Source organism: Allobosea sp. R86505, assembly GCF_042466375.1.
Taxonomy (GTDB): Bacteria; Pseudomonadota; Alphaproteobacteria; order Rhizobiales; family Beijerinckiaceae; genus Allobosea.
In genome coordinates this window covers 1,203,897-1,222,825 of record NZ_JAXHPY010000001.1, presented here as the reverse complement: position 1 = coordinate 1,222,825, position 18,929 = coordinate 1,203,897, and the positions used below count along the sequence as shown (strand labels likewise).

At 68.3% G+C, this 18,929-nt stretch carries 15 protein-coding genes and 1 tRNA gene; 9 read left to right on the top strand and 7 right to left on the bottom strand.

The window, feature by feature from the left end; translation table 11 throughout:
• Positions 1–82: 82 nt before the first annotated feature.
• The 3 genes from SJY11_RS05885 to solA are packed head-to-tail and all read right to left on the bottom strand — an operon-like array spanning position 83 to position 4,984.
• Positions 83–1,747, bottom strand: coding sequence for a hydantoinase B/oxoprolinase family protein (locus SJY11_RS05885; protein WP_376985583.1), 1,665 nt, complete (start codon positions 1,745–1,747; stop codon positions 83–85).
• Positions 1,744–3,840 carry a hydantoinase/oxoprolinase family protein gene (locus SJY11_RS05880; RefSeq protein ID WP_376985581.1) on the bottom strand — a complete coding sequence of 699 codons (2,097 nt, stop codon included), beginning with the start codon at positions 3,838–3,840 and terminating at the stop codon, positions 1,744–1,746. Before SJY11_RS05880 ends, SJY11_RS05885 begins: the two co-directional genes overlap by 4 nt.
• Positions 3,833–4,984: an N-methyl-L-tryptophan oxidase gene (gene solA / locus SJY11_RS05875; protein WP_376985579.1), complete on the bottom strand. Its 1,152-nt coding sequence runs from the start codon at positions 4,982–4,984 to the stop codon at positions 3,833–3,835. The genes SJY11_RS05880 and solA overlap by 8 nt, the downstream gene beginning before the upstream one ends.
• A 353-nt stretch (positions 4,985–5,337) precedes the next feature.
• Here solA and SJY11_RS05870 point away from each other — a divergent pair, with 353 nt between their 5' ends.
• The 3 genes from SJY11_RS05870 to SJY11_RS05860 all read left to right on the top strand — a co-directional run bounded on the left by SJY11_RS05870 (position 5,338) and on the right by SJY11_RS05860 (position 9,298).
• Positions 5,338–6,291, top strand: a complete 954-nt coding sequence (locus SJY11_RS05870; RefSeq protein ID WP_376985577.1) for a gluconate 2-dehydrogenase subunit 3 family protein — start codon at positions 5,338–5,340, stop codon at positions 6,289–6,291.
• A 36-nt stretch (positions 6,292–6,327) separates the two neighbouring features.
• Positions 6,328–8,085, top strand: a complete 1,758-nt coding sequence (locus tag SJY11_RS05865) for a GMC family oxidoreductase (protein ID WP_376985576.1) — start codon at positions 6,328–6,330, stop codon at positions 8,083–8,085.
• Between the two features lie 166 nt (positions 8,086–8,251).
• Complete coding sequence (locus SJY11_RS05860) at positions 8,252–9,298, top strand: c-type cytochrome (protein ID WP_376985575.1); 1,047 nt, start codon at positions 8,252–8,254, stop codon at positions 9,296–9,298.
• Between the two features lie 236 nt (positions 9,299–9,534).
• Here SJY11_RS05860 and SJY11_RS05855 read toward each other — a convergent pair.
• Both SJY11_RS05855 and SJY11_RS05850 read right to left on the bottom strand, forming a co-directional pair.
• Positions 9,535–9,609 (bottom strand) — tRNA-Glu (locus SJY11_RS05855).
• Positions 9,610–9,743: 134 nt separating this feature from the next.
• A complete protein-coding gene (locus SJY11_RS05850) occupies positions 9,744–10,853 on the bottom strand; it encodes an alkene reductase (RefSeq protein WP_376985573.1) in 1,110 nt (369 codons plus the stop codon).
• A gap of 251 nt (positions 10,854–11,104) precedes the next feature.
• Between SJY11_RS05850 and SJY11_RS05845 the strand changes: the two genes are divergently transcribed.
• The 5 genes from SJY11_RS05845 to SJY11_RS05825 all read left to right on the top strand — a co-directional run bounded on the left by SJY11_RS05845 (position 11,105) and on the right by SJY11_RS05825 (position 15,723).
• Positions 11,105–11,857, top strand: coding sequence for a ComF family protein (locus SJY11_RS05845; protein ID WP_376985571.1), 753 nt, complete (start codon positions 11,105–11,107; stop codon positions 11,855–11,857).
• 75 nt (positions 11,858–11,932) lie between these two features.
• Positions 11,933–12,190: a glutaredoxin 3 gene (grxC, locus tag SJY11_RS05840; RefSeq protein ID WP_066722841.1), complete on the top strand. Its 258-nt coding sequence runs from the start codon at positions 11,933–11,935 to the stop codon at positions 12,188–12,190.
• Between the two features lie 64 nt (positions 12,191–12,254).
• Entirely contained in the window at positions 12,255–12,743 is a 489-nt protein-coding gene (locus SJY11_RS05835; RefSeq protein WP_376985570.1) for a DUF1178 family protein, read from the top strand.
• Between the two features lie 7 nt (positions 12,744–12,750).
• A complete protein-coding gene (locus SJY11_RS05830; protein WP_376985568.1) occupies positions 12,751–13,626 on the top strand; it encodes an aldose 1-epimerase family protein in 876 nt (291 codons plus the stop codon).
• A gap of 108 nt (positions 13,627–13,734) precedes the next feature.
• A complete protein-coding gene (locus SJY11_RS05825) occupies positions 13,735–15,723 on the top strand; it encodes a methylmalonyl-CoA mutase family protein (protein WP_376985566.1) in 1,989 nt (662 codons plus the stop codon).
• Between the two features lie 14 nt (positions 15,724–15,737).
• Here SJY11_RS05825 and SJY11_RS05820 read toward each other — a convergent pair whose 3' ends face one another.
• Positions 15,738–15,911 carry a hypothetical protein gene (locus tag SJY11_RS05820; RefSeq protein WP_376985565.1) on the bottom strand — a complete coding sequence of 58 codons (174 nt, stop codon included), beginning with the start codon at positions 15,909–15,911 and terminating at the stop codon, positions 15,738–15,740.
• Between the two features lie 153 nt (positions 15,912–16,064).
• Between SJY11_RS05820 and SJY11_RS05815 the strand changes: the two genes are divergently transcribed.
• Positions 16,065–17,681, top strand: a complete 1,617-nt coding sequence (locus SJY11_RS05815; protein WP_376989261.1) for an AMP-binding protein — start codon at positions 16,065–16,067, stop codon at positions 17,679–17,681.
• On the opposite strand, the gene SJY11_RS05810 is transcribed toward SJY11_RS05815, so the two are convergent.
• The gene (locus tag SJY11_RS05810) at positions 17,653–18,804 is read right to left on the bottom strand and encodes a GNAT family N-acetyltransferase (protein ID WP_376985563.1); all 1,152 of its coding nucleotides are present in this window, start codon (positions 18,802–18,804) and stop codon (positions 17,653–17,655) included. The genes SJY11_RS05815 and SJY11_RS05810 overlap by 29 nt on opposite strands.
• Positions 18,805–18,929 lie beyond the last annotated feature (125 nt).

The window sequence follows — 18,929 nt, the reverse complement described above, 5'->3', positions numbered from 1 at the left end:
AGTCCGTGCGAAATCCGGGATGTCGATCCGTTGTAATCTTCATCCCGCGCCGTAGCGCCTGCCTCGCTCAAACCCTCTACGTCTATCGACGCGTCCAGTCCGGCCCATAAGCGCGAGACGCCCCCTCCGGCGTGGCATAACCCCGTCTGAGATCATCCGTGATCCTGCTGGCTGGCCGCGCTTGCGGGTTGCCGAAGCCCGCGCCGCCAGCCTCGCGCAGCGTCAGGCGGTCGCCCGGCGCGAGCTCATGCCGCCCCTGCGGCGAGATCGTCACGCCATTGACCAGATGCTCGCGGCAGGCGCCCGGCTGCCCCCCGGCGAAGCCCTGCGCCGGAAACTGGGTGCGGTTGGCCATCGAGAAGACGCTGACCGGAAAGCCGCTGTCATTGCGCAGCACGATCTCCTGGCCCGGACCGCCGCGATAGGCGCCTGCCCCACCCGAATCCGGCCGCAGGCTTTTGCGCTCGACGATCAGCCCGCTCTCCGGCTCGAACAGCTCCGCCGACATGCCGCCCATATTCGACGAGCCCGGCGTCGTCGGCTGGCCATCGAGATCGCTCAATGCGCCGAAACCACCCGCCGCGCAGAAGGTCGTGCTCATGCCCGAGCCATCCGGCCGGCGGCCCTGCAGCGTGATGAAGTCGATCAGCCCACTACCCGCCATCACCCGGTCGGGCACGACCTCGGCCAGCGCCCCGAAGATCAGCGGGGGGATGAAATGGCCGATGACATGCCGCCCGGCCGACGGTGCCGGGGGCACCGCATTGAGCAGGCAGCCCACGGGCGCGCTGATTGAGAGCGGCACGGTGGCGCCGTCATTGTTGGGAAGCCTGGGCGCGGTGATGCATTTCAGCGTGTAGAGCGCCATCGAGCGCGTATAGGACAGCGGCACATTGATGCCGGCCCCGACGCAGGGACCCGTTCCGGCGAAGTCGATCGCCGCCTCGCTGCCGCGCTTGTCGATCCGGCAGACGAGCCGCCGGATATCGCCGAAGGCCTCGACCTCGACTTCGTTGCGGTAGGCGCCATCGGGAATCGCGACCAGCGCCGCCCTCACGGCGGCCTCGGTCTGGTCGATGATCGAAACGGCGAGTTCGTCGACATCGGCGAGCCCCGCTTCGGACAGGAACTCGCCGAGCTGCCGGTCGACGACCTCGAGGCAGCTCACGCTCGCCATGATGTCGCCCAGCACCTGCTCGGGCACCCGAACATTCAGCTTGATCAGCTCGACCAGCGTCTCGTCACGCTGGCCCGCCGCGAAGAGCTTCCAGATCGGCAGCCGCAGACCCTCATGGTAGATTTCGGTCGCGGCGGCCGAGAAGCCCATGCCGCCGATATCGGGCAGATGCGTGATGCTCATGGCATAGGCGACGATGCGCCCACCCCTGAAGATCGGCTTCATCAGGGCGAGGTCGAACATATGGCCCGTGCCGATGACGGGGTCGTTCGAAGCGACGACATCCCCCGGCGCCAGCGTCTCAGCCGGAAACCGCTTGAGCATATGCGCCATCGTCACCGGCGCCGTGCCGATGAAGACGGGGATGCATTTGCGGCTCTGCGCGATCAGCCGGCCGCGCGTGTCGAAGATCATCACCGAAAGGTCGAAGCCCTCACGCACCAGCATCGAGAAGGAGGTGCGGATCAGGGCCGCCGCGCCTTCGTCGGTGATCGAGATCAGCCTGTCCCAGGCGATGGCGAGGTCGATCGGATCGAGAGTTCGGCGGGATGTCACAACCGGGCTCGTCATGGGGTCGCGATCTCCGCAACGAGGCTCAAATCGCCATGCACCGTAGCGCGGTCACCGGCGTCGAGCAGGATCGTTGATTCCGGTTCCTCGATCAGCGCCGGCCCGTCCACGAGCATGCCCGGCCGCAGCCGCGAGCGCGCCAGGACGGCGCAGTCGACGAGGCCGCCCGCTGCGGGGAAATACGCCTGACGATGGCCTGTGATCGCCTCGCCTGCGTGGTTTTCGTCCTCCGGGCTGGTCGAGAAACTTTGGGGAGCCGAAGCGCTCGCCTCGACCTTGCACCCGACGATCTCGATCGGCTCATCGAGACTGGTGTGAAAGATCTCGCGGTAGCGCTCGATGAAACGCGTCCGCAGCGCCTCGCAGAGGTTCGCGCAGGCCTCGGGAAGCTCGACCTCGATGTCGTAGTGCTGGCCGCGATAGCGCATGTCGAAGCGGCGATGCCAGTGCGTGGCAGCGCCGGAGCCCAGTGGCGCGGCGGCCTCGGCATCGAGTTCCGCGAGAAGCGCCTTGAGCTCCCTCTCCTCGACCGCGTCGAGCCCGCGCCGGAAAGCCCGCACCGTCTCGAAGGATTGCGCGCCCGACAGCATCCCGAAAGCCGACATGACGCCGGCTCCCCGCGGAAAGATCACGCGCGGCACCCGCAGCTTGCGGGCGATCCGCGCCGCATGCAGCGGCCCGCCGCCGCCAAAGGCCACCATCGCGCAACCGCGATAGTCGAAGCCGCGTTCGGTGGCATGCATCCGGAAGGCCCGCGCGATGTCCTCATTGGCCATGTCATGCGCCCCCCAGGCGGCGCGCAACGCATCGACGCCCAGCGGCACGCCGATCTGCTCGCGATAGGCGGCGCCTGCGGCGTCGAGATCCAGCGTCATGGTGCCACCGAGGAAACTGTCGGGATGGAGGTAGCCGAGCAGGAGATTGGCATCGGTCAACGTCGCGGTCTTGCCGCCACGGCCATAAGACACCGGGCCGGGTTCGGCGCCGGCGCTGCGCGGCCCGACCCGGAGCCGGCCCAGCGCATCGGGCGCGACGAGGCTGCCGCCACCGGTCCCGATCTCGGTCATGTCGAGGACGGGGATCTGCAGCGGGAGGCCACTGCCGCTGCGATACTCGTAGGCATGCGCGGCCTCGAAGGAATAGGCGCGAAACGGCCTGCCCTTGCGGATCAGCGCGCCCTTGGCGGTCGTGCCGCCGAGATCGAAGGAGAGCAGGTCTCCTCCCGCGACCGCCGTTCCAATCCGGGCCGCGACGAGCACCCCGGCGGCAGGTCCCGATTCCAGCAGCTTCACCGGATAGCGCCGGGCCATGTCGAGGCTCATCAGACCGCCGCTCGAGGCCATGATCCAGAGCCGCCCGCGGAAGCCGGCCTCGGCCAGGCCCGTCTCCAGCCGGGAGAGATAGCGGTCGACCAGCGGCTGCGAATAGGCGTTGGCGCAGGTCGTGGTCCAGCGCTCGAATTCGCGCGGATAGGGGAAGACATCCGCCGAATGGGAGATGTGCAGCGCCGGATAGAGCGCCCCTGCGATCTCGCGGGCGCGGCGTTCGTGACGGTCGTCGACATGCGCATGGAGGAAGCAGATGGCCAGCGCCTCGATCCGCTCCTCCTCGACGAGCCGGCGCGTGTGTGCGGCGACGGCGGCCTCGTCCAGCGGCACGAGCACGCAGCCGTCATGTTTCAGCCGCTCGGGGATTTCAGCCCGCAAGCCTCGCTCGACGATCGGCTCGGCATAGCGAAGCCTGAGATCGAACAGGTCGTAGCGCTGCTCGCGGCCGATATCGAAGAGGTCGCGGAAGCCTTGCGTCACGAGCATGCCGGTGCGGTCGCCGCGACGCTCGATCAGGGCATTGGTGACCAGCGTCGTGCCATGGACGATCTCGACGAGATCGGACAGGGAGCAGCCGACGGCCTGACAGATCGCGAGCGTGCCTTCGAGCACGGCGTGAGAGGGATCACGCGGCGTCGTCAGCTGCTTGTGAACGCCGACCCGCGAGCCCAGCGAATCCACCAGGGCGAAATCGGTGAACGTGCCGCCGATGTCGATGCCCAGACGCAGGCCGCCGCGTGGCGCGACATCGAGGCCATCATGCATGAGGGGCAGCCAGCGCCGTCCGCGCCAGGCGCAGGAATCCGATGTCGTGCCGGGTCGTGCCGTCTCCGCTGGCGAGATCGGCGACGATCTCCCCGATCACGCTGCAGAACTTGTAGCCATGGCCCGAGCAGGGCGAAACGAGCACGACCTGTTCATGGTCGGGGTGGCGGTCGAGAATGAAATGCTCGTCGGGGGTGTTGGTGAACATGCAGCTTCGCAGCGCCATGGTCGGGCCACTGCCGTCCGGGAAATAGCGCTGGCTGAAGTCCCGCAGCAGCCGCTCGTCCTCCGCGTCCGGCTCGCGCCTGACATCGTCGGCGCGGCTGGTTTCGCCCCGGTGGTGATAGCGGCCGAACTTGAACCCCGGCACCTCGTAGATCGGAAAGCCGTAATAGCGGCCCTCATCGACCTGCAGGTTGAAGACGGGGAAGCGATCGAGCGCGAACAACTCCGGTTTCGCGGGCTGAAGCCAGGCCAGAACCTGCCGCTCGGGCACCGCGACGGCCTGAAGCGAGGGCTCGAGGTCGCCGATCCAGGCACCGGCGGTCAGCACCAGCCGCGCGGCCTCGTAACGGCCACGATCTGTCGTGACCACCACCCCGTCGCCGTTGGGTTTCGCCTCCCAGCCGAGCACGGCCTCGCGGGCATGGATCTCCGCGCCATGCGCCTGAGCTGCGCGGACATGGGCCACGATCGCCCGCTCGCTGGCGATCAGCCCGCCCCGCTCCTGGAACACGGCGCGATGCGATGACGGCAGGCGATAGCCGGGGTAACGCGCATTGATCTGATCGCCGGTCAAAACCTCATGCGGCAGATCGTGCAGGCGGGCCGAATTCAGAGCGCCCTGAAACAGCGCGTCATCCTCCGGGCTGGCGTCGATCGAGCCGGTGATGACCAGCAGTTCCTCGCCGGTCGCCGCTTCGATCTCGCCCCAAAGCTCATAGGCCCGCCTTAGCAGCGGGACATAGGCCGGATCCTCGTAATACGGCATGCGGATGATCCGGCTGATGCCGTGCGACGAGCCCATGCTGTGGGGGATGTCGAAGCGTTCGAGACCGAGGACTTTCACGCCCCGCCGGGCGAGATGCCAGGCGGCGGCGCTTCCCATGCCGCCGATCCCGACGACGATCACGTCATAGGCCATTCTCGACACGTCCCCCCGACACCTGCCATGCCATGGCTTGTGATTCCGACACCCTGCCGGTGCTCCAGTTTACGCAATAACGCGGCCAAGGCATCACGAGCCAGTGCTGCGGATCGGCTTGTACAGTGCGCGATGAGGAGCGCGACCAGACGCATGCGCGAGCGAGCTTGAACGGGGTCACGCATGGCTGCGGTCAGAATCGGCCAGGTCGGAACGGCTGCGCGTCGATGAACCTCGTTCCAGTGGCGACGACATCGGCGACGAGGCGTCCGGTCACTGCGCCCAGCGTGAAACCGTGATGAGCTTGACCTGAAGCGAACCAGAGTTCGTCATGACAGGTGCTGCGCCAGCGGATGATCGAGGATATGACCATCCGCCGGTTCGGCGAGCACACGCAGCGCGACCATGTCCGGCAGGTCCGCGAGTTCACGGCCTTCGCGATCGCCAATCCCAGCTTGACGCACCTCCCGAGCAACGATCCGGACGCGGGCACTCGCCGGCAGACCCGCAACGTTTTTTGGAACGATCTTCGCTCCCTGCGCATTTCAGTTGAAATGACGGGGGACTCCACGATGGACAGCCTGGGCCATAAGCGACGGGATGTATTGTTCGGGCTGCTGGTGACCGGCGCTGGCCTTGGCGCTCTGCCGCTGTCGGCACGTACGATTTCCGGAACGATACCCTGGACCGCCGGCTGGGCCGCGACGCCCTATCGGTTTGATGGGGCGCGGTTCTTCACCGCCGCCGAGCGCCGCTGCATCGAGGCCATGGTTGAGCGGCTCATCCCCAGCGATGAGCGCGGCCCGGGCGCGCGCGACGCCAACGTCATCGGCTTCATCGACAATCAACTGGCCGGCTTCTACGGGCGCGGCGAACGCTGGTACATGGCGGGGCCCTTCGGCGAGGGCACGACGGAGCAGGGCTATCAGTATCGCGAGCCGCCGGCGGGGCTGTACCGGGCCGGCATCGCGGCGCTCGAGCAGGTCTGCGCCACCGAGTTGGGCGGTCGCGGCTTCGCCGATTTGAGCACCGGCGAGCAGGACGCGGTGCTGGCGCGGCTCGAGAAGGGCGATCTCCCTTTCGGCGACGTGCCGGCCCGATCCTTTTTCGCCCTGGTCATGGAAAACGCCATTGAGGGCTTCTTCTGCGATCCGCTCTATGGCGGCAACCGCGACATGGTCGGCTGGCGGCTCGTGGGCTTTCCCGGGGCTCGCTACGACTATCGCGACTTCCTGAACCACAACGGGGCGCCGATCGCGCTCGAACCGGTCGGCCTCATGGGCGGCCCTGGCTGGAGCGCGCGCTGACACGGACAAGGTCAGCCCATCGGAGGAGAGAGCGCCGTGAAGAAGCTGCCTGCAGTCGACGTGGTCCTGGTCGGATTCGGCTGGACCGGGGCCATCATGGCGCAGGAACTGACGGAGGCGGGGCTTCAGGTCCTGGCGATCGAACGCGGCGACTGGCGCGACACGCCGACCCATTTTCCGACCACGACGGCGCCCGACGAACTGCGCTGGTACTGGCGCAAGGAGATGTTCCAGAACAACTCCCGCGAGACGCTGACTTTCCGCAACAACCGGGGACAGACGGCGCTGCCCATGCGCCGCTGGGGCTCGTTTCTGCCCGGGGAAGGCGTCGGCGGGGGAGGCGTCCACTGGAACGGCCAGACCTGGCGCTTTCTGCCCAGCGACTTCGTTGCCGCCTCACACAACACCGAGCGCTACGGATCGCTGCCCGAGGGTATGACGGTGCAGGATTACGGCGTCACCTATGACGAGTTGGAGCCGCATTTCGACCGGTTCGAGAAACTCTGCGGCATCGGTGGCAAGGCCGGCAATCTGGGCGGCACCATCGTCGCAGGCGGCAACCCCTTCGAGGGGCCTCGCAGCGCCGAATATCCGAACCCGCCGATGCATATGACGTTTTCGCAGAACCAGTTCGCCCGCTCGGCGCGCGAAATCGGGTTGAACCCGTTCCCCGGTCCTTCGGCGAACATGAGCCGCGCCTACACCAACCCGCTCGGGGTCCAACTCGCACCCTGCAGCTATTGTGGCTTCTGCGAGAAATACGGTTGCGGCAACTACTCTAAGGCGAGCGCGCAGACCACGATCCTACCGGTCCTGATGCGCAAGCCGAACTTCACGCTCAAGGTCCAGAACGAGGTGCTGTCGATCCAGAAGGACAGCACGGGACGGCGCGCCACCGGCGTGGTCCATGTCGATATCGACGGCAACGAATATGAGCAGCCAGCCGATCTCGTGATCCTGTGCGCCTATCAGCTCAACAACACGCGGCTGATGATGCTGTCCGGCATCGGCGAGATCTACAACCCCTTCACGGGCGAAGGGCTGGTGGGAAAAAACTACTGCTATCAGGTCATGACCTCCGCCCAGGTCTTTTACGACGACAAATACACCAACGGCTTCGTCGGGGCCGGCGCGCTGGGGATGTGCGTCGACGAGTATAATGGCGATAATTTCGACCATTCCGGCCTGGGTTTCATCGGCGGCGCCTACCTCGCCAACTGGACCACCAATGCCCGGCCGATCGAGACCCACCGCACGCCCGAGGGCACACCCAATTGGGGCTCCGCCTGGAAGAAGGCGGTCGCGGACAATTTCCTGAAATCGACCAGCGTCGGCGCGCATGGGGCTTCGATGGCCTATGCGACGAACGCGCTCGATCTCGATCCGACCTACAAGGACGCCTATGGGCGCCCGCTGATGCGCATGACCTATGACTTCACGCCCAATGATCGCGCCATGGCGGCCTTTATGACCGAGCGGGTCACCGCCATCGCCAAGGGCATGGGCGGCCGCGAGATCAAGGTCGAGGACCGTTCGGGCCCCTATGATTCCATGCCCTATCAGACGACGCACAACACCGGCGGCACGATCATGGGCACGACGCCGGCCAACAGCGTGGTCAACCGCTATCTGCAGAGTTGGGACGTTCCGAACCTGTTCGTGATGGGCGCCGGTGTCTTCCCGCAGAACGCCGGCTACAACCCGACGGGAACGGTCGCCGCGCTCGCCTATTGGGCCGCCGACGCGATCCGCTCCCAATATCTGCGCGCTCCTGGTCCGCTGGTGCAATCATGAGGTCGCTGATCGTGCTCGCCGGGGTCCTCACCATCTGGGCACAGCCGGGCGCGGCCCAGCAGAATTCCCATGCCCAGGTCGAACGCGGCCGCTACATCACGGCGACCGCGAACTGCCAGAGCTGCCACACGGAGGCGGGGGAGAAGCCTTCGCCGGAGGGCGTGCGATGGAGACGCCGTTCGGCACGATCCATACGCCCAACATCACCTTTGACGAGCGGACCGGGATCGGCCGCTGGTCGAAGGACGAGTTCTACCGCGCCCTGCATCACGGCCGCTCGCGCGACGGCTCGCGGCTCTACCCGGCCTTTCCCTATCCGCACTTCACCAAGATGCCGCGCGAGGATGTCGATGCGGTCTATGACTATCTGGCGTCGCGCCCGCGCGTCAGCAAAGAGCGCAAGGAGCATGAACTGCCGTTTCCGCTGAGCTGGCGGCGGATGGTCGGGTTCTGGAACATGATGTTCTTCGAGCCCGGCGAATTTCGTGCGGACCCGGCGCGTTCGCCCGAATGGAACCGCGGCGCCTATCTGGTCGAGGGGCCGGGCCATTGCACCGGCTGCCACACCGAAAGGAACCTGGCGGGAGCCGACAACAAGGACCGCCATCTGATGGGAGGGCGGCTGGAAAACTGGGCCGCACCGAATATCCGCGGCGGCCGCAATGGCGGTCTCGAGGACTGGAGCGCCGCCGAGATCGTGACCTTCCTGAAGACCGGCCGCAATACCCATACCGGCGCTCTGACGCGCATGGGCGAGGTCGTCAACGTGTCGACCGAAGAGATGACCGAGGCGGATCTGGGCGCGATCGCGACCTATCTGAAGAGTCTCGATTCCGAGGCACGCGCACCATCGTCGCGGCCCAGCGAGGCCGTGCTGAAGGCCGGCCGGGCCATCTATTTCGACAATTGCAGCGCCTGCCATGTCTCGACCGGCGTCGGGGTGCCGCATGTCTTCGCGCGGCTCGCCGGCTCCAACAAGCTCAACGACCCTGACCCGACCACGGTGATCCGCATCATTCTGGAGGGCGCGCGGGCGGTTCCGACGCAAGCCCGCCCCAGCCCGCTGTCGATGCCGGCCTTCGGCTGGAAGCTCACGGACGATCAGATCGCCTCGGTCGCAAGCTATGTCCGGGCCAGCTGGGGCAATAACGGTGCGCCGGTCACGGCCGCGCAGGTGGAAGACGTCCGAAGCGCGTTGACCGCCAGGCGATAGGACACTCTACCAGCCCGGAAGCCAAAAGAGATGGCGCGGCAGAATTCAACCTCCGCCCGCCTTCGGAACGATCCCGCACCAGTCGGGATTCGATGGCCGCCGGGCATAATGATAGACTTCGCCTCGACGCGTAACGTGTATTGGGATCGCCATTTAGCCGTCCTGTTATGCAGTCGGCTTGGTTCACGAGCCGGCTGGACAGCTAAGGCATTGATTTCTGGTGGATTGCGGCGCGATGGCGCTCCCATGGGGAATCGAACCCCAGTTTTCGCCGTGAGAGGGCGACGTCCTGACCGCTAGACGATGGGAGCAGCGCGGCAAGGGCTGCTGTTTAATCGCACCGCCGCCGGCCTGCAACTGTTTTTGCACGGCGATGCTGAAAATTGCGAAGGGGGCGCCGAGATGCGCCCCCTCCCGGTAGACGGACCGCCTCGGACGAACCGTGTCAGGCCGCCGCGTCCTGCAGCGTCGGATAGTCGGTGTAGCCCTTGCCGTCGCCGCCATAGAACAGCGAGGGCTCGGGCGTGTTCAGGGCTGAGTCGCGCCGCAGCCGCTCGACGAGATCCGGATTGGCAATGAACAGCCGCCCGAAGGCGACAGCATCGACGCGCCCGCTTTCGACCGCCTCGATCGCCGACGCCCGGTCGAAGCCGTTATTGGCGATGTAGGCGCCACGAAAGGCCTTGCGCAGCGCGTCATAGTCGAAGGGCAGGAAGTCGCGCGGGCCGCCGGTCGCGCCCTCGATGACATGGATGAAAGCGAGCCCCGCCTCGTCCAGCCGGGCGACAAGATGCGCAAACAGCGGCTGCGGATCGCTGTCGCGCGCATCATTGGCGGGGGTGACGGGAGACAGGCGAATGCCGACGCGCCCCTTGCCGAACACCTTCACCACCGCCTCGACCACTTCGAGCGTCAGCCGCACGCGGTTCTCGATCGAGCCGCCATAGGTGTCGCTGCGGGTGTTCGTGCCGTCGCGCAGGAACTGGTCGAGCAGATAGCCATTGGCCGCATGGATCTCGATGCCGTCGAAGCCGGCGGCCTTGGCGTTCTCCGCCGCCTTCGCATAGTCGGCGACGATCCCGGGCAGCTCCTCCAGCGAAAGCGCACGCGGCGCCGAGACATCGACGAAGCCGCTCTCGACATAGGTCTTGCCCTTGGCGGGGATGGCGGAAGGAGCGACCGGCGCCTGCCCGCCCGGCTGCAGCGAGACATGGCTGATGCGGCCGACATGCCAGAGCTGGGCGATGATCTTGCCGCCCTCGGCATGGACGGCGTCGGTCACGGCCTTCCAGCCGGCGACCTGCTCAGCCGTGTACATGCCGGGTGTCCAGACATAGCCCTGGCCCTGCTGCGAGATCTGCGTGGCCTCGGAGATGATCAGGCCCGCGCCGGCGCGCTGGCGATAATACTCGACATTGAGCGCGTTGGGCGCATCATTGCCAGGGGTGGCGCGGTTGCGCGTCAGCGGCGCCATCACGACGCGGTTGGCAAGCTCGATGTCGCCGAGGCGCAGCGGCGAGAACAGCTTGGGGCTGGACGAATCGGATCGGGTCATGGGGGTGGTCCTCGGAGGGGCCGCGGCGCGGCCGACGGCAAGAGAGGCCGTCCGGGGCGGCGCAGACGATGCGGCGGCCCCGACGGTCGGACGCCCTCAAGATAGGTGCTGCAATGCAGCATGACAGGGCCGGCTCTTCAGGCTTTCGTGAACGACACGATCCTACTGCCCCGGACGTCGGCCTCGACGATGATCCTCCTCCCGGCGCCTCCCAGGCGAAGCAAACCATCTCCGGCCGGGTGCTGCGGCACATGTTTGGAACCTCGACAAGCTGGCTCGGGACCGGGTTGCGGGCCGCCATCGACATCGTCTACCCGCCCTCCTGTATCGCCTGTCAGGCTGCGACGGGCGAGGCGCAGGCGCTCTGTCCGACCTGCTGGGGCGAGATGCGCTTCATCGAGCGGCCCTATTGCGAGCGGCTGGGAACGCCCTTCGCCGTCGATCTCGGCGAGGGGCTGGTCTCGCCGGCCGCCATCGCCGATCCGCCGGTGTTTGCGCGGGCCCGCGCCGCCTGCCGCTTCGACGGGACCGCCCGCGAACTGGTCCACCGGCTGAAATATGGCGACCGCACCGATCTGGCCCTGACGATGGGGCGGATGATGATCCAGGCCGGCCGCGAATTGCTGCCCGACGCGGATGTGATCGTCCCCGTGCCGCTGCACCGATTCCGGCTCTGGACCCGCCGCTTCAACCAGGCGGCGGCGCTGGCGCAGGTGGTGTCACGCGCCTCCGGCGTTCCGCTCGTGCCGCTCGCTCTGGCGCGGGTCAAGCGCACGCGCCAGCAGGTCGGGCTGACGCGTGCGCAGCGGGCCGACAATCTCCAGGGGGCCTTCAAAGTGCCGCCGGCCGCCCGCCCGCAGATCGAGGGCCGCCACGTGCTGCTGGTTGACGACGTCCTGACCACGGGCGCAACCGGCAATGCGGCGGCGCGGGCGCTGCTGCGCGGCGGCGCGCGCACGGTCGACATCCTGACTTTCGCGCGGGTCGTCAGCGATGGCACCTGACCGGCTGTTTCGCCCGGTGACGAAAGCATGACGAGCCCCTACATTAAGACCTTGTCCAACCGCATGGATCCCGCAATGCCTCCCGTCACGATCTACACCACCTCCTGGTGCCCCTATTGCAAGGCCGCCAAGTCGCTGCTGACGAAGAAGGGCGTGGCCTTCGACGAGATCGACGTCGACGGCAAGCCGGAGCTGCGCCAGGCGATGACCGCCCGGGCCGGCGGACGCACCTCGGTTCCCCAGATCTTCATCGGCGAGACGCATGTCGGCGGCTCCGACGACATCCACGCGCTCGACGCGCGCGGCGAACTCGACAAGTTGCTGGCCGCGTGAGCGCCACTCCTCCCTACACGTCCGGTTCCGGCGGCACGCCAGGCCGTTCGCCTGCCATCGCGCCATGATCAAATACGCCCTCATCTGCGAGCAGGCCCACGACTTCGAAAGCTGGTTCGCCACCTCCGCCAGCTTCGAGGAGCAGGCCAGGCGCGGCTTCGTCTCCTGCCCGATCTGCAACAGCATCAAGGTCGAGCGCGCCATCATGGCGCCCCATGTCGCGCGCACCGACCGCGGCAAGACGATGATCGAGGCGCCGGCCCCGTCGGCCGCCCCGCCCGCGGACGCGGCCGCGCCCGAGGTCGCCCCGGTCGCGCTGATGGGCGAGAAGGAGATCGCGCTCCGCCAGATGCTCACGGAATTGCACCGGCAGGTGGCAGAGAACGCCGAGCATGTCGGGAAGCGCTTTGCGGAAGAGGCCCTGAAGATCCATCACGGCGAGAGCGACAGCCGCGCCATCTATGGCGAGGCCAGCCTGGAGGATGCCCGCATGCTGCATGAGGAAGGCGTCGACTTCATGCCGCTGCCGCGCCTGCCCGATGCCGGGCATTGATGCGCCGATGATCAGCCTGCGCAACGACGCCCTCGCCGTCGAAATCGCCCCGCTCGGGGCGGAGCTGCAGTCCGTCAGGGACGCGCAGGGCCGCGACTGGCTCTGGAGCGGCGATCCGGCGATCTGGGCCGGGCGCTCGCCGCTGCTCTTTCCGGTGATCGGCAAACATCCGGGCGGCCAGGTGCTGATCGACGGCCGACGCTACCCGATCAGGAGCCATGGCGTCGCCCGCACCGCCCCGTTCCAGACGGTTGCGCAGGACGCCATCTCCTGCACGCTGCGGCTGACCGAGGACGACGGGACGCGCGCGGCCTATCCCTTCGCCTTCATCCTCGACATGAGCTACCGGCTCGAGGGGTCCTCGCTCGCCATGACGGCGCGGGTCGCTAATCCCGGCGCGGCGCCGATGCCCTTCTGCTTCGGCTATCACCCGGCCTTCCCCTGGCCGCTGCCGGAGAGCGCCGGGCTGCCCCACCGCATCCATCTCGAAAATGGCGCGAGCCCCGGCCATCAGCGGCTCGACGCGGAGGGCCTGCGCGCGGCCGACCTGCACCCCACCGCCTTCGTCGACGGCGTGCTCACGCTCGATCATCAGCTCTTTTCCGACGATGCGCTGATCATTCCGGGGGGCGCGGGCAGCCGGGCCTGGTATGGTGCGGATGGCCGCCCCGGCATCGCGCTCGCCTTCGCCGACCTGCCGCAGCTCGGCATCTGGACCAAGCCGAACGGCCCCTTCATCTGCATCGAGCCCTGGCACGGCCTGACCTCGCCGGCCGATCCCGACGAGCCGCTCGACCGGCGCGCCGGCGCGATCCTGCTCGCCCCGGGCGAGGTGCGCAGCTTCACGCTGACCGCGACCTTCGGCGTCGAACGACCCGCCTGAGGCGCCTTTCGCGCTCATCCGAAGGTCGCAAGCGACTTCCCCGCCCCTCTGGCGTTATTCTCGCCGCAGTGCAACATTGAGATTGCTCTGAAAAGAGGGTGGAACGGCATGAACGCGATCGACCCCGCCGGCCCGTCGGCGAAGCGCGACAAGCCCTGGATTTTCCGCACCTATGCGGGCCATTCCGACGCCTCGGAATCCAACAAGCTCTACCGCAACAACCTCGCCAAGGGGCAGACCGGCCTCTCGGTCGCCTTCGACCTGCCCACCCAGACCGGCTACGACCCCGACCATGTGCTGGCGCGCGGCGAGGTCGGCAAGGTCGGCGTGCCCATCGCCCATCTCGGTGACATGCGGGCGCTGTTCGACCAGATCCCGCTGGCGCAGATGAACACCTCGATGACGATCAACGCGACGGCGGCCTGGCTGCTATCGCTCTACATCGCGGTGGCCGACGAGCAGGGGGCGGACCGCAAGGCGCTGCAGGGCACGACGCAGAACGACCTGGTCAAGGAATACCTCTCGCGCGGCACCTATGTCTTCCCGCCGCGCCCCTCGATGCGGCTGACCACCGACATCGTCGTGTTCACCACGCGTGAACTGCCGAAATGGAACCCGACGAATGTCTGCTCCTACCATCTGCAGGAAGCCGGCGCCTCGCCGGTGCAGGAGCTCTCCTTCGCGCTGGCGACCGCGATCGCGCTGCTGGATTCGATCCGCGCCCGGCCCGAGGTCTCGGCGGCGGAGTTCCCCGAGCTCGTCGGCCGCATCTCCTTCTTCGTCAATGCCGGGATGCGCTTCGTCACCGAGCTCTGCAAGATGCGGGCGTTCGTTGAGCTCTGGGACGAGATCACGCTCGGCCGCTATGGCGTGGCCGACGAGGCCATGCGCCGCTTCCGCTATGGCGTGCAGGTGAATTCGCTGGGGCTGACCGAGCCGCAGCCCGAGAACAACGTCTACCGCATCCTGATCGAGATGCTGGCGGTGACGCTCTCGAAGAAGGCCCGAGCGCGCGCCGTGCAGTTGCCGGCCTGGAACGAGGCGCTCGGCCTGCCGCGTCCCTTCGACCAGCAATGGTCGCTGCGCATGCAGCAGGTCCTGGCCTATGAGACCGACCTGCTCGAATTCGGAGACATCTTCGACGGCTCGACCGTGATCGACGCCAAGGTCGCCGACCTCAAGGCGGCGGCGCTGGCCGAGCTGGCGACGATCGACGCCATGGGCGGGGCGCTCGCCGCCATCGAGACCGGCTACATGAAACAGGCGCTGGTCGAGAACGGCGCGCGCCGCATCGAGGCGATCGAGCGCGGCGAGCAGATCGTCATCGGCGTCAACAAGTTCACCAGCAGCGAGCCGTCCCCCCTCTCGGCCGGCGAGGGCAGCGTCGTGACGGTGCCCGATTCCGTCGAGCTGGAGGCGATCGGCCGGCTCAAGGCCTGGCGCTCCGCCCGCGACGCCAGCGCCGCACAGGCGGCGCTCGGCGAGCTCTCGTCCGCGGCGAAGGAGGGGCGCAACGTCATGCCGGCCTCGATCGCCTGCGCCAAGGCCGGCGTCACCACCGGCGAATGGGCGCAGACCCTGCGCGAGATCTTCGGCGAGTACCGCGCCCCCACCGGTGTCGACACAACCAAGCTCGGCAGCAATGAAGGACTCGCCACCGTCAAGGCCGCAGTCGCCCGCGCCACCGAGAAGCTCGGCCGCACGCCGCGCTTCCTCGTCGGCAAGCCCGGCCTCGATGGCCACTCCAACGGCGCCGAGCAGATCGCGGTGCGCGCCCGCGACGCCGGCATGGCGGTGAGCTATGGCGGCATCCGCCAGACGCCGGAGGAAATCGTCGCCCAGGCGCAGGAGACGCAGGCCGACATCATCGGGCTGTCGATCCTCTCGGGCTCACATCTGCCGCTGGTGCGCGACGTCACCGCCCGCCTGCGCGTCGCCGGCATGAACGTGCCCGTCGTGGTCGGCGGCATCATCCCGCCGGAGGACGAGAACGCGCTGCGCAACATGGGCGTCGCGGCCGTCTACACCCCGAAGAACTTCGAGCTCGACGGCATCATCGCCGATGTCGCGGGATTGGCGGCCAAGGACCGGCCCTGACCGTGCCCCGTGCCTCAGTCACCTCCGCCGCCGCCATCCCCGCCGCCGTCACTATCGCCCGAGAACCAGCCGCCGCCGCCATCGTCGCTCGTAGAGGCCTCCCCCGAGCGCGCGGCGCGGCGGACCGCGGCAATGACGAAGATCAGCGGAACGGCCATGATAGCCAGGTAAGCGGCGGCATCCAGCATTGATCGGCCCCGTTGCGCCGGGCAGCCCGGCCACTCCTCACCTCGCAGCCTGCCACGACCCTGCACCGATGGCGAGGCAGCCTCGCGCTCGCTGGCGGTGACAACACCACGCTTCCTGCCTATTTTGGCGCCTTCCCCCGGACCACAGCCTTGATCCTTTCCGACCTTCGCGACCATCAGGCGCTGCGCCGCGCTTTCCGCTGGCAGATCCCGCCCCGCTACAACATCGCGACCGAGGTCTGCGACCGCTGGGCAGCGCTGGACCCTGGCCGCACGGCGATCATCGAGGTTTCCCGAGACTGGCGGGTCACGCCGGTCAGTTTCGGCGCCTTGCGCGAGGCGTCCGACCGGCTGGCGGATGGGCTGCGCCGGCGCGGCGTGCAGGCCGGCGACCGTATCGCGATCCTCCTGCCGCAGGGCCGCTGCGTCCTGACCGCGCATCTGGCTGCTTATAAATTAGGCGCCATTGCCGTGCCTTTGGCCGCCCTGTTCGGGGTGGACGCCTTGGCCTACCGGCTGCTGGACTCGGGAGCGAAGGTCCTCGTCACCGACGCGCCGGGGCTGGCCAAGGTCCGCCAGATCGCGCAGCCGCTGCCGGCGCTTTCGCTGACCGTCTCGACGGACGGCGCCGATGGCGATGCGCTCGACTGGAGCACCCTGCTGGCAGATGCCCGGCCCGACGGCACGGTCGCGGCGAGCGGCCCGGATGATCCGGCCCTGATGATCTACACCTCCGGCACCACCGGCAATCCCAAGGGCGCGCTGCATGGCCACCGCGTCCTCGCCGGCCATCTGCCGGGCGTGCAGATGCCGCATGAATTCCTGCCGCAGCCCGGCGACCTCGCCTGGACGCCGGCCGACTGGGCCTGGGCCGGCGGCCTGCTCAACATGCTGCTGCCCGCGCTGCATTTCGGCGTCGCTGTCGTGGCGCGGCCGGTGACGCGCTTCGAGCCGGAGGAGGCTTTCCGCCTGATGGCTGATCTCGGCATCCGCAACGCCTTCGTGCCGCCGACGGCGCTGCGGATGCTGCGCAGCGTCGAACGCCCGCGCGAGCGTTTCGCATTGCGGCTGCGCACGGTCGCGGCCGCCGGCGAGGCGCTCGGCGCGGAGACCCTGGCCTGGGGCCATGAGGCGCTGGGGCTGACCATCAACGAGGCCTATGGGCAGACCGAGTGCAACCTCGTGCTGGCCTCCTGCGCCGCCATCGGCGTCAGCCGTCCGGGCTGCATCGGCAAGGCGGTGCCGGGCCACGAGGTCGCGATCATCCGGCCCGACGGGTCGGTCTGCGCGTCCGACGAGCAGGGCGAGATTGCGGTGCGCCGGCCAGACCCGGTCATGTTCCTGCGCTACTGGGGCAACGAGGCGGCGACGCAGGCCAAGTTCGTCGGCGACTGGATGAAGACCGGCGATCAGGCGGTGCAGGACGCAGACGGCTATGTCCGCTTCGTCGGCCGCGACGACGACGTCATCACCTCCTCGGGCTATCGCATCGGCCCCGGCGAGATCGAGGATTGCCTGCTGCGGCATGATGCGGTGGCACTGGCCGCCGTCGTTGGCAAGCCCGACCCGCTGCGCACCGAGATCGTCAAGGCCTTCGTCGTGCTGAAGGAGGGCTTGCGCGGCACGCCCGAACTCGCGGCCGAGCTGCAGGACTTCGTTCGCCGCAGGCTGTCCGCGCATGAATATCCGCGCGAGATCGCCTTCCGCGACGAACTGCCGATGACGACCACCGGCAAGATCGTCAGGCGGCTCCTGCGCGCGGAGGCTTGACCCCGGAACGACCCATCAGCGGAAGCCGCGTCAGCGAGCGCCGGATCGCGTCCCGCGCGCGGCCGGCGAGGTCGCGCGGCGCGGCCGCGCTGGAGGCCGAGAGGGCGACGTCGCCGAGCAAGGGGAGGCCGTCCTCATCGGCGGGCAGGCCTGCCGGTAGAAGGATGCGGCGGGCCGGCATCGCCCTGCGCATCGCCGCGAGCAGCTCCCGCAGCGGCTCGCGCCCGGCCATCGCCTCATCCTCGACGCCGAGATAGAGCCAGCTCCGCGCGCCCCGGCCGATCACGATCGCGCCTGCGACGGGCGTTTCCTCCTGCATCAGCAGCCCGACCCGGCAGTGCCGGTTGCGCGCGAGACTGCGGGTCATGGCCCTCAGGAACCCGACCTCGCGCGTATCGTGCAGCGTTGCGGCGCCGCTCCGGCCGCGCGGCCCGGACGCCTCCATCGCCAGGATGATCTCGACGGCATCGCGCAGGGCGGCCTGCGAGCGCGGTTCGACGAACTTCAGCCCGCCCGCGCCCTTCGGCGCCGCCAGCGAGGCGGCGGAGCGGGGCAGCGCCGGCGCAGGCGGGGCTGCGGGCAGCGACGAGACGCCGAGGCGGCCGGTCTCGGCCAGTTCGCGCAAGGTCGCGGCCAGGGGCCCATCGCGTTCGATCGCCCGCAGAACGAGCCCGCGCCCATCGAGGAGGCGCTGCCGGCGCGGCGCGAGGAGGGCCTCGATGACGGCGCCCGCGCTCTGCCGGTCGAGCAGCGGCGCGCCATGGGCGACGCGCCGGTCGCTGAGGCCGATCAGCGCATCCGGCAGGAAGAAGCCGTTCCGGGGAAAGACCGGGACGAAGCCGAGCAGGCGCCGCTGCGGCCCCTCCACGGCACCCTGCCAGGCGAGCAGGACCATGACCTCCCGGAAGGCGACGAGATGCTGCGCGGCCGCGAGCAGGAAGCCCGGCTCGTAGAATGGGTTGGGTTCGAGCGCGCGCCCGGCCAGATGCGCCCAGGCGCCGGCAATCTCGCCGCAGGCCGCCAGCGGCCGGGCTTCGAGGACGATGGGCTGCTCCGGCAGGTGTGGCGCCACCGACGCCGCCCGGCTCTCCGCGCCCATCGAGGGTGCCCCCCTCAACGCCATGACCCGATCCATGCGATCCTGCCTCCGCCGCGCTGGGTCGATCTGGAGCGAGGCTGTGCCGAATCGGCAAGTTTCAGCCTCGCTCGCGACCGATCGGGAGGTTCGCTTCAAGATCGGGGCCGAAG